The 11,916-nt window shown below is 36.4% G+C and carries 10 protein-coding genes; 3 read left to right on the top strand and 7 right to left on the bottom strand.

Annotated features, from left to right (window positions below):
* Positions 1-108 precede the first annotated feature (108 nt).
* The 7 genes from ACTYA4_RS09795 to ACTYA4_RS09765 form a co-directional block, all read right to left on the bottom strand.
* Positions 109-885, bottom strand: a complete 777-nt coding sequence (locus ACTYA4_RS09795) for a VOC family protein (protein ID WP_443481912.1) — start codon at positions 883-885, stop codon at positions 109-111.
* On the bottom strand, positions 885-1,685 hold the full coding sequence (proC, locus tag ACTYA4_RS09790) for a pyrroline-5-carboxylate reductase (RefSeq protein WP_443481911.1): 801 nt from the start codon (positions 1,683-1,685) through the stop codon (positions 885-887). Before proC ends, ACTYA4_RS09795 begins: the two co-directional genes overlap by 1 nt.
* 142 nt (positions 1,686-1,827) lie before the next feature.
* Entirely contained in the window at positions 1,828-2,646 is an 819-nt protein-coding gene (locus ACTYA4_RS09785) for a MetQ/NlpA family ABC transporter substrate-binding protein (protein ID WP_443481910.1), read from the bottom strand.
* Between the two features lie 142 nt (positions 2,647-2,788).
* Positions 2,789-3,832, bottom strand: coding sequence for a uroporphyrinogen decarboxylase family protein (locus ACTYA4_RS09780; RefSeq protein ID WP_443481909.1), 1,044 nt, complete (start codon positions 3,830-3,832; stop codon positions 2,789-2,791).
* Positions 3,833-4,029: 197 nt separating this feature from the next.
* Complete coding sequence (locus tag ACTYA4_RS09775) at positions 4,030-4,689, bottom strand: methionine ABC transporter permease (protein WP_443481908.1); 660 nt, start codon at positions 4,687-4,689, stop codon at positions 4,030-4,032.
* Positions 4,686-5,705 (bottom strand): methionine ABC transporter ATP-binding protein, encoded by a 1,020-nt coding sequence (locus ACTYA4_RS09770; protein ID WP_443482010.1) that lies wholly within the window; start codon positions 5,703-5,705, stop codon positions 4,686-4,688. Before ACTYA4_RS09770 ends, ACTYA4_RS09775 begins: the two co-directional genes overlap by 4 nt.
* A 399-nt stretch (positions 5,706-6,104) precedes the next feature.
* Positions 6,105-6,779, bottom strand: coding sequence for a GntR family transcriptional regulator (locus ACTYA4_RS09765; RefSeq protein ID WP_445505619.1), 675 nt, complete (start codon positions 6,777-6,779; stop codon positions 6,105-6,107).
* Positions 6,780-7,819: 1,040 nt separating this feature from the next.
* Here ACTYA4_RS09765 and ACTYA4_RS09760 point away from each other — a divergent pair.
* From ACTYA4_RS09760 to ACTYA4_RS09750, 3 genes are all read left to right on the top strand, one after another.
* Positions 7,820-9,049, top strand: coding sequence for an MFS transporter (locus ACTYA4_RS09760; protein ID WP_443481906.1), 1,230 nt, complete (start codon positions 7,820-7,822; stop codon positions 9,047-9,049).
* Positions 9,046-10,626: a gamma-glutamyltransferase gene (ggt, locus tag ACTYA4_RS09755; RefSeq protein ID WP_445505618.1), complete on the top strand. Its 1,581-nt coding sequence runs from the start codon at positions 9,046-9,048 to the stop codon at positions 10,624-10,626. Before ACTYA4_RS09760 ends, ggt begins: the two co-directional genes overlap by 4 nt.
* A 278-nt stretch (positions 10,627-10,904) precedes the next feature.
* Positions 10,905-11,888: a LacI family DNA-binding transcriptional regulator gene (locus ACTYA4_RS09750; RefSeq protein WP_443481904.1), complete on the top strand. Its 984-nt coding sequence runs from the start codon at positions 10,905-10,907 to the stop codon at positions 11,886-11,888.
* The last annotated feature ends 28 nt before the right edge of the window (positions 11,889-11,916 follow it).

The raw sequence follows: 11,916 nt of genomic DNA, 5'->3' as shown, positions 1-11,916 counted from the left end.
GGATGACTACTGAGTTTATTTTGAGTCATCCTGTTATTTCAAAAATAGAAAGAATAAAATTTTTCAAATTAGATGAGTGTCTAGCTCCGGCGCCTGCGCTTTTCTTATCTATAATGCTTGAAATTTATATTTTCCCTCGCCAATAATAAGCGTTTTTTCTTGTAGACTGTTATTTTCGGTTTTAAAAACCAAATCGGTAAATTGGTTGTCAGGACCTTTTTGAAAGGTAAAGGTTTTATCTCCTATAGAAAGGGAGGCTATTGTTTCGGTTGTAGACTTGAGCGATAATCCAAATAAGCTTTGCCAGTGTTTTGCTGCTTCTACCGGGTTGTTTACAGTAAAGACTGCTTCGGCGATGAATGTTTTTCCTGCTGGATGTGATTGGATTACCTTCGTGTTTACTAAGTTTTGATAGCGCTCGTCGTCGGTTCCTTTCCATTGAATCACAAATGGATAAACAAGCCCTTGAAAGCTGCCGGCAATCGTTAACATCTTCCATTCAATTAATTGGCCTTGATTATCTAGACGTTTACCAGCCATGATTGGCGAAATATTTAGTCCAGCAGCTTCTAAGTTTGCGGCAACCGCTTCAATATTATCTGTTCGTAAAGCAACACGACTAAGGGCTTCATGATCTGGTAAAGTCGCAATGGAATCTCTTACCACATCATTTGGATCTGTTATTGTTTCGGCTAGTTCACGGTCTTCGATTCCTAAAAATTCTATATATGTTAAATCAAAATAACTAAGGGCGTTAAACGTTCCCCATTGTTTATGTGATCCGCCTTTAAAAGCAATCAAGCCATTTTTTTGAAAAATTTCAATTGGATAGTCTAAGTCGTTTACATAGTGGACAACATGATCCCACAGTATTTTTGCCATCATTATTCATCTCCTAATTCCGTTGTTCTTTGTACTGCTTTTAGTACGCTTCGCTGTAAACCTGCTGCAAAATCACTGTTATTCAGTTCATACAATGCATGGATGCCGACGCCGGCTGGAGAGTTGTTGATATCTAGTAATTGTCGTGGATGCAATTGTGTTTTCTGCAGCATTGCAACAGCACCTGCTGTATTTTCTAATGCAATTTTCCATGCTTGTTCTCTTGGCAGACCAGCTAAAACTCCCGCATCAGCTAATGATTCAATAAAATAGTAGACATAGTTTGGTCCTGCAACCCCGTATCCAGTAAAAATATCAATCAGTGATTCATCAATATACTCAACCTTCCCGAATCCAGTTAAAAAGGAAGCTGCTTGTTCTTTCGTTGCATATTTATTTAGTGCGACACCGCTGTAGCCTAAACCTGTATCTGTTAATGTATTTGGAATCACGCGGATAATAGAACGGTTTTCGCCAAGGTAGGAAGTAAGTTTCTTAATTGTCACGCCTGCAACAATAGAAATGATGACTGCGTCTGATGAGGATTCTTCTTTAATGTTCTGACAAATAGTTTCTAAATCATCTTGAGGACGAACGGCAATGACAATTAAATCTGCTGAAGCTAGTTTTTCTATTGGCGAGGAGGTTGTGACAATCTGATATTTTTTTTGAAGAAGTTCGCAGCGAGAATCATTTACATCAAAAACACTAATTTGATCGTTTATGTATACATTATTGGTTAATAAGGCGCGAATAATAGCTTCTGCCATTTGACCTCCGCCGATAAAATGAATCGTACTCATACATCACCATTCCTTTTTTATTTAATGTATAATACTGTCCGACAATCCCTTGTTTTGCTTCAGTTTAGACGATAATTTGTTAAACAAGGGATGTCGAATCAGCTTAAAATGCTTTAATTGAAATTTTGTTTGCAAATTGAGATTATTTCCAAGAATCTAATAAGATAAATCCATCATATTTTCCTTCTGATTTAATGTATGATTTAAATGCATCTGATTCATATGCTGCTTTTAAGTCTTTTGCCCATTTTGTATTTTTGTCTGCATCATTGATAGATACAATGATGCGGTGTTGCTTAGGTGTGTTTTCTATTTTTAGAGCATCCGTAATCTTTTGACCAGCATTGGCAATATAGTTGCCGTTTACCACTCCAAAATCAACATCTTGAAGAGAAATTAAAATTTGTGCAGGATCTAATACTTTAAAATCGATTTTATATTTATCTGGAGTTACACTTTTTAAGTTAAAATCAGTTGTACCAGCATCTTTTGCTATTTTCACCCAGCCAAGTTCCTCTAAAATGCGGACAGCACGTTCTTGGTTTACAGGGTCATTAGGAAGAGCAACCGTTGATCCATCTTTCACTTCATCAAGAGATGTATGTTTTTTCGAGTATAATCCTTGAGGTGCACTTGGAACAAATGTAATTCCACTCATATTAGTAGCTAGTTCTTTGTTGATTCCTTCCATGTAAGCAGTACTTTGGAAGATGCTTGCATCAATGGATCCTTCTTTCATCGCCGGATTTACTTGCATGTTTTGACTGAATGTTTTTACGGTTACTTTATACCCTTTGTCTTCTAAAATAGGTATAATCCCTTTACGGAATTGCTCTTCATAGGTGCCGACACCAAAGCCAACCGTGATTTCTTTTTTATCTTCGCCAGCTTTTTTGTCATTACCACAAGCTCCTAAAACAAAGATAAGTCCAATTAGTACGAAAAATAAGATTTTTTTCATTGTTTTGTCTCCTTTTCTAATATAATCAAGATTGTTATTTGAAGTTAGATAACTGTCTAGCTGCAGCGCCTAACCCTTGTGAAAAATAACCCTTTGTCTCTAAAAGTAAAGAGCACTTTTTGAGCCAAATGAACATTTTTCTTCAGGGTTGATCAAGGCACTTCCGCTTTTCCAAAATAGAATCGTGAAATGCATGTAATGCGTCATCTTTTACAGTGAGAGGAATAGCACAATTTGGTGCAAGAATAAAAGGTTCATTTTCCATTTGTTTCAATGCTTTTTCTGCAGAATTTGTGATGTTTTTAACATTAGCTTCTATAAATAGATGATGATCGACACCTCCAACCTTTGTTGTTTTTAAGTCTGCATCTAAGCCAGGATTGCCTTCCGCTTTTGTATCCCAGCTGATACCTTCAATCGAATAATCATTAAATCTTTCTGGCTGAGCGTATGTTCCACAAGTATGGAGAATTCTTTTCCCGCTTTTTGCAGCATCCAATACAATCGAATCATATGGGCGGGAAAATTCGTTAAAGCTTGCTTCATCAAAAATTTCAGGGTTTGCTGTTCCGGTAACAGCATAAAATAGTCCATCTATTCCAACCTTGTATAATTCTTGAACATAATCAGCAATAGTCAAAGAGATAGAGTGTAAAGCATGATGAACAGCTGCTCGATTTTCGATGAATAAGCTTTCTAAACTCACAGGGTTTTTAATTCCAAAAACTGTTTCATATACATAAGCAGATCTTCCTGCTATAAAAAGCAAAACAGTTAAAGGAGAAAAAATGGTTTGCACAAGTGGAGTATCGGGCAAGCCTTGGCGAATCGCTTTAGCTGCTTGTAATTGTTCCACTAACGGTGCGGAAGCGAGCACTTTTTTTGTTTCGATATTCCATACGTCCGCTGCATTAGGAATAGCGGTAGTCAACTGCTTCGGAAAAACGGTTTGATATGTTTGAAAATCATATGAATTTCCCCAGATTTCTGCTAAATAAGTGGCTCTCGGATTAATTTTTACCCAATCCCAATCATATTTTTTCGTAAAATGAATCGTTGTTTCTGCTAAATCTTCTGCATTTTGCTCTTTATCGATAAAATGACGCCATGCACTTACAATCGGACGATCAGCTTTTTCGCCTGATAGTAAAGCATCAAATCTTTCCTTTTTCGTCCATAAGCCCATTTTTTACCTCCTTTTTAATTTGTCTTCAAAAGAGGGAAAGGTGGTTTCCTTCTTCAGGCTATAGACAATCGCTTGCAATTATTGTCTACACGCTGAAGAAGGAAAATTTCCCTCTTTTAAAAGATTAATAAAGTATAAAAATTTTGAAGTTAGATGGCTGTTCAGCTCAAGGGCAGACCAAGGCGCTTGAGCTTTTCTTAGTTTCGTCTTGCTTTTCGGGCTAGATAGTTTCCTAGTGATTGCATTCCTTGTACAAAAATAATAAGGACAATAACGGTAGCTATCATTACAATTGTATCAAAGCGCTGATATCCGTATGAGATGGCTAAATCTCCGACACCGCCTCCTCCAACTGTACCAGCCATTGCGGTCGCTCCAATTAATCCGACAGTAGCTGTTGTTAACGATAAAATCAATGATCCAAACGCTTCCGGCAATAGAAAATGCCAAATTACTTGAAACGGAGTCGCTCCCATTGACTCTGCAGCTTCTAAAATGCCTGGGTCCACCTCTAATAAAGAGTTTTCTACTAATCTCCCAATATATGGGGCGATATAAATGATAAGAGGTACAATTGCTGCTGCTGTCCCAATGGATGTTTGGACAATAAATCGAGTAAAAGGGATAATAGCCACTAATAAAATAATGAATGGAAGAGAGCGGACAATGTTGATGATTGGATTTAATAGACCATATAAAACCTTATTTTCCAATACACCGCCACTTCTTGTAACGACCAATAATATACCAAGTGGAATACCGATTAAACTTCCGATTAACAAGGAGAACCCTACCATATAAAGTGTATCGATAATTGCCTGGATAAATTGATCTGCTGTAATGGTTGTACTAATCATAGTTGATCTACCTCCTCTATGATGATGCCTTTTGATTTTAAGTAAGTAAGAGCATCCGATATAGCGGAAGTCTCCCCAGTGAACTGAATAATCATATATCCTAATGTTGTACCTTGAATTTCTGTCATGTTCGCGAAAAGGATATTTAGCTTTAGCTTGTATTCATGAATCAGTTTATAAATAACTGGTTCTGATGCACATTCTCCAACGAACTCCAATTTGTAGCGGCTGCCGGAACTTCCTTTTGCTTTTTCTTGAACCGTGCTTGGAATATTTGTATTAATAACGGTCTTCACAAAGTTTTGAGTTGTAGGATGCTGCGGTTTGCCGAACACTTCTAAAACCGATCCTTGTTCAATAATTTTTCCTTGCTCCATAACAGCAACTTTATTGCATATTTCCTGAATAACGGCCATTTCATGCGTAATAATCATTATAGTAATGTTATATTCTGCATTTATTCTTTTTAATAACTGCAGAATAGACTGGGTTGTTTGTGGATCTAGTGCTGATGTTGCTTCATCACATAATAATATGGAAGGATTGGAAGCAAGGGCTCTTGCAATGCCAACCCGCTGTTTTTGGCCGCCGGATAATTCATTTGGATAACTATTTGCTTTATCGCTTAAGCCGACAAATTCTAATAATTCTGTTACCCTCTTTATTATTTCTTGTTTGTTTTTTCTTTGAAGCACTAGCGGAATGGCTACATTATCAAATACATTTTTTGATTCTAATAAATTAAAGTGTTGAAAAATCATACCTATTTGTTTTTTTGTGACGCGAAGCTCTTTTTCGCTATAACTGGAGAGGGCTACCCCGTTCACAAAAACATCGCCTTTTGTTGGCTTTTCTAAATAGTTAACTAAACGAATTAAGGTGCTTTTTCCTGCACCACTATATCCAATTACACCGAAAATATCTCCCTTTTCAACTTTTAAACTAATTCCTTTTAACGCATCATTAGAGATGCCTTTTCGGTTATACGTTTTATAAATATTTTTTAACTCAATCATTGGCATTTCTTTTCCCCCTGCTTTGTATAGTCGTATTATAGTGGGCTGATGAAGGTAATGAAAATGGGTCAGCAAATTTTAATTCCTATTAATCATATAGGTATTGAAATACCTTTCTATTCGACAAAGGTGAATAGGTAAAAAGAACTATTTGTGTGTATTTTTGTGAATCAGTTGTTTTTGAATCGTTTGTTCCGTGTCATCAATACTATCTATTGAGATTGATTGCTTCATCTGATATGTTGAACTTTATGTTATCTTCTGGTGGGATGGAGATAAGTTTTAGATGCAGGATATTGAACTAATGTTTTGGAGTGCCTACAAAAAAATATAAGCTAGTCTTAAAAGTTGTGGCTGTTTTCAGAAATCTCTATTTATTTCAAATGAAACGATTCTGGTTTATTGAGCTTTCACTTCTTCCAACCTTTCTATTCTTTCTATTGCAGTAGCTAGGCTGCTTAAAATATGATCTTTCATCGCATTTTCTGCTGCTTCTGGATTTTTTTCGATAATTTTCTGCAAGATTAAGCTATGTTCCACTGCTGCTTTTGCATCCCAATCTCCATGGGCAGAAACAAGCCGGCAATAACGAAGAGAATGATCTCTAAGGATATTTAGTATTTTTTCAAATGTGGTCAGTTTACTGATTTTCCCTAAATAATCATGAAATTCAAATCCGTAGGAGACAAACTCCTGATTGGAGTGCTGCTGGAAAGAAGTTTTTAATTTTTCTAGTAATTTGGTTAAATTTACAATATCTTGTTCGGTTGCAAGTAATGCTGCACTTTTCGTAATGGCCCCTTCTAACATGCTTCGTATTAAAAAAATCTCTTTCATTTCTTTCTTATTAATGGAAGCAACCTTTAGACGTCCATTCGGCTGTCGTACAAGGAAATCTGCCAATTCCAACCGTTGAATTGCTTCTCGCAATGGAGTTCTGCTGATTTCCAATATCGAAGCTAATTGTTCTTCCCGAACAATCTCATCCGGTTTTAATATACCATCAATAATTTTTTGCTTTAACACCGAATAAGCATGGTCTTTTGTTAGTAGACGATTATTTATATTGTTCATATTTACCTCCTAAACATGAATTAGAATTTCTGTATAATTGTATACAATTCTTTTAAAAAAAGAATTTTCTGATTCTTTATATAATTGGATTATAATAACTTGAATTATGACAGTCAATATGATTTTTACTATGTTCTAAGCTTCAAAAGTAATAATCGGACAAAATATTACAGCTTTTCCTTAAAGAATATACAATAGGGCCAATGTAATGAAAGAAACAAATGTAACACAAAATCTGATTGTAATATTGATAGATTCTATTAATATTTTTGCTTGTTGTTTTATTTATAGTGCCATGTGTATTTATTGTAGGCTGTTTACTATAAGTTTGTTGTTTTTGAATAATAATAAACATGGCTGAAGCACTTAGCATCCTGAATACACGTAGACTCCTGCTTAGAAAAGCGAGAAAGACGAGACCCCACAGGAGCATAGCGACGGCACTGAAAAAGTGTTTTATTAGATATAATTATAGGTGAAACACTTAAATTTACTAGGGTAAAAATGGTATAGAGAGTTTGAAAACGACCATCATTTTGGTTAGGAGAGGCGTCCGTACGACTCCTGCGGGATTAGCGAGACAGGCGAGACCCTGCAGGAGCGTAGCGACGAAGCGGCTCGGCGCTCGCCCCGCGGAAAGCGTGTGGTAAGCCTCGGAAAACCGAACGAAAACCTCTACGTTGCTTGGATTGTCGCTACCTATATTTTATAGCATTCACTTTTTCAGTGGCCTCAGCATAGCGACGAGGAGGCTCGGCACTCGTCCGCGGAAAGCTAAGTGTATTCAGGCTGCGGGTTAAATAACAACAATCTATACGAAAAGAGCCTTAATGTAATAATAGGTAAGTAAAAAAATATGAAAGGGTTAACAAAAATACGATATGTAATTTAAAATGATAATTATTTTACAAAACGTAAATAATCATTAATTGTTATTTACCAATCGAAAAATATTATGTCAGATAATCTGACATAAACTCTTCTTTTTTAACCTATACGTGTTACTATTATCTTAACTTTCAGAAAAAGGAGACTATTACATGAAAAAAACGCATCCTGCACTCGTTATCTTTTTATTCTTTTTAGGCTGGGTATTTATGTATGCAGACCGAAATATTCTATCGCCTGTAATGGGAAGTATTGGGGAGGAGTGGAACTTAGAAAAATCCCAATTAGGATTAATGGCAACCGTCTTCTTTGCGGCATATGCACTCATGCAAATTCCAACAGGCTTTTTAGCAGATAAATTTGGACGAGTGAAAGTACTTGTTATCGGCTTTATTGTTTTTGGGGTTGGTACTTATTTAAGTGGTGCTTCTACTACTTTTGGAATCTTCTTAATGATGAGAGCATTAACTGGATTAGGAGAAGGAACTTACTACGGATCACAATACGGAATTTCTTCTACTATTACACCGAAAAAATATCGTGGACTTGTATCAGCTATTATTAACAGTGGAATGGCATTTGGTATTTCTTTAGGATTTATGGCATCTAGTTATTTTACGTATGAATTAAACAAAGGCTGGCAGTTCCCGTTTTATGTATTTGCAATACCTACTATTATTGTGGGGATATTAATTGCTATCTTTGTTCGTGATAATTCACATAAGCAACAAAAGGAAACAGCATCTGTTCAAGAAAAAGTAGAAATGAAGAAAATATTCACAAAGAATCATATTTTTGTTTATGTGTTAATCTTTTGTTCTTTATATGGATTCTTTGGAATGTTAACTTGGCTTCCATACTATTTACAAACTGCACGAGGCATTGAAGCATCACAAACTGGTATTATATCCTCTTTAGTACCATGGGCTTCCATTCCAGGAGCAATTCTTTTCGGATTTTTATCGGATCGAATTAAAAGTAAAAAACCGCTTATTATTGGGTTGGCTTTAGCTGGAGCAATTTGTCAATTTGCTATTCCATATACAGAAAACTTTAACTTTTTAATCGTTGGATTATGTTTATATGGTCTTCTTGGAAAATTAGCGCTTGATCCTGTTTTAATTTCTTATATGGCAGATATTACACCAACATCTATGTATTCAAGAGTGTACGGATTCTTTAATTTCAGCGGTATGCTTTCATCGATTTTTGCTCCATATATTACTGGATACTTTGCTGATAAAACAGGCAGCCTTGAATTTGGATTTTATTTAGCAGGTGGACTATTAATTATTGGTGCTGTATTATTTTTGTTTACAAGCAATAAAAATAAGGAAGAAAAAACTATTGGCGTGTTAAATAAGGAGGAAACAGTGGTTTGAATAAAGTAATAGTCGGAACAAAATCGATGGTTGTCAGCCCCCATTATTTAGCCTCCCAGGCAGGAGAGCGTATTTTAGCGGAGGGTGGAAATGCATTTGATGCGGCTGTAGCAGTAAGTGCTTGTTTAGCAGTTGTTTACCCACATATGACAGGACTTGGAGGAGATTCCTTTTGGTTGACTTACCAAACGGGAGAAGGCAAAGTACGTTCCTATAATGGCAGTGGCAGAACTGGTGCCAACATTACGAGAAAAACGTATGAAGGAAAAGAGTCCATTCCATTTCGAGGGATAGAAAGTGTTATTACTGTTCCAGGTATGGTAGACAGCTGGGATGCAATCATAAAAGAATATGGAAGCAAATCTCTTGCAGAAGTTCTGCAGCCAGCTATTGAATATGCAGAAAAAGGGTTTCCGCTTTCCAATGATCAGCATGAAAATACAGTTAAAAATGTAGACCTATTACAGGCTAATAATGAAACGGCAGCTGTCTTTTTGACGGATGGAAAAATTCCTAACAAATTCTCCAAATTTGTGCAAAAAGATTTAGCAAATACATTAACTCAATTAGCAGCAAAGGGCAGAGATGATTTTTACAAAGGAGATTTGGCAAAACGGATTATTTCCAGTCTTCAAGCAAAAGGCGGCTTGTTAACAGAAGCAGATTTTGCTGCACATAAAGGGGAGTGGAGCAAGCCGCTATCCAGTACATATCGTGATTATACGATGTATCAAGTGCCGCCAAATTCTCAAGGCTTTGTCGGTTTAATGATCTTAAATATATTGGAGAATTTTGATTTTTCATCAATCCCTTATGGTTCTTATGAGTATTATCATCTTCTAGTGGAGGCAGTGAAAAGAAGCTTTCAAGATAGAAACGAGTATTTAACAGATCCTAAATTTAAAGATATTCCATTAGAACGATTGTTAAGTAAAGCCTATGCAAAAGAAATGGCAGATTCTATTTCATTTGACAGTACGAATGATTTTAAGACTCGTCCTGTTGGGAGCGATACGGCTCATGCGGCAGTTGTTGATAAAGATGGTAATGCTGTTTCGTTTATTCAAAGCTTATATTTTGAATTCGGCTCTGGAATTGTTGCTGGGGATACAGGAATTACGATGCAAAATAGAGGGTCGTTCTTTTCCCTAGATCCAAATCATGTGAATACATTAGAGCCACAAAAACGAACTTTTCATACGCTGATGCCGGCAATGGCATTTAAAGACAATAAACCATATGTGTTATACGGAACACAAGGTGGAGAAGGACAGCCGCAAACACAGACATTGATGATCACAAGAATGCTCGATTACGGATTCGATCCTCAAGAATCGATAAGTGAACCGAGGTTTGTTTGGGGAAGGACATGGGGAGTAAAAACAGAAGAATTAAAAATCGAAGGCCGAGTTTCAGATGAGGTGGTGGAAAAACTTCAGGATGCAGGTCATTATGTTAAGGTAGTAGAAGGTTTTGATGGCATAATGGGCCACGCAAGTGCCATTTTAATTGATGAACAAGGCTACTTATACGGCGGTGTAGATCCTAGAAGTGATGGAGCAGCCGTTGGCAGGTAAATAAAAAAACAGTTCAATTATTAAACAGATAGGCAAATTCTTTAAAACAGCATGCTGTTGATAAAAAAGCTCTCTCTTTAAACGCTCGACTGCCGTATATTCGGCAGTCATTTTTTGTGTGAATTATTTTCTGATCAGCCCAAAAACTAAACTCAAGCTACCTTAGGAAAACTATTGCAACAGAGCTTATCCATATTGTTAAGGAAGGAACAACTACTTAAGTTATATTATAATAAAGGGTAGAAGATATTTAGCGGCAATGAAAACGGAGGAACGATATGAAACCTAAAATCAAGGATGTGGCAAAACTGGCAGGTGTATCGCCAACAACCGTTTCGCGCGTCCTGAACAACAGAGGCTATATTGGAGAAAAAACAAAAAAAAATGTGTATAAAGCGATGAAGGAGCTAAATTACTATCCAAATGAACTTGCCAGGTCGTTATTTAATAAAAGAACAAATGTTATTGGCCTCATTATCCCAACAACAGTAAATCCTTTTTTTGGGGAGCTTACCTTTGAGATTGAAAATGTGTGTGCTTCGATCGATTATAAAGTGCTGATTTGCAATAGTTTAAATGATATAGAAAAAGAAGAGAAATATTTAGAGATGCTTATGCGTAATCAGGTAGACGGAATCATAGTCGGAACACACAACCAGGGGATTGTCGATTATCAAAAACAGCATTTAGCAGTAGTAGCCATTGACCGGACATTGGCTGAAAATATACCGATTGTCAGCTCCGATAATTATGAAGGAGGAAAGCTGGCATCTGAACTGCTTGTATCAAAGGGCTGCAGCAGAATTATTCATATTAATGGGCCAGTAGATTTTGCAACACCTGCCATGCTTAGAAGAAAGGCCTATGAAGACGTTATGTTGGCAAATGGGAGAGAACCGATTACTTATGAAATACAAGAAACCTTTAATCCACAAAGCCAATCTAATGTAATGAAAAAAATCTTGGCGGAAATACCAGATGTAGATGGAGTATTTGCCAGCAATGATATTTTTGCTGCATCTTTTATAAGGGAGGCAAAAGCACGAGGAAAAAAAATCCCTCAAGATTTAAAAGTGATAGGGTATGATGGGACAGAAACAGCGCAAAGTTTATTTCCAGACTTAACAACTATTCAACAACCTATTAGACTTCTTGCAGAATCAGCTATAGAAATATTATTAAAGCAGATGGACGGAGAATTCAACGACACCCCACAGCAGATAAATCATCCAGTAAAGCTTCTTTTAGGAGAAACAACTTAAATGAAAAAAAGCTGAGATAGGTAATGCA

The sequence above is a fragment of the Niallia yueguangensis genome (genome assembly GCF_052663115.1).
Note: the sequence above shows the minus strand (reverse complement) of the source record. Positions and strands in the feature narration are given on the sequence as shown.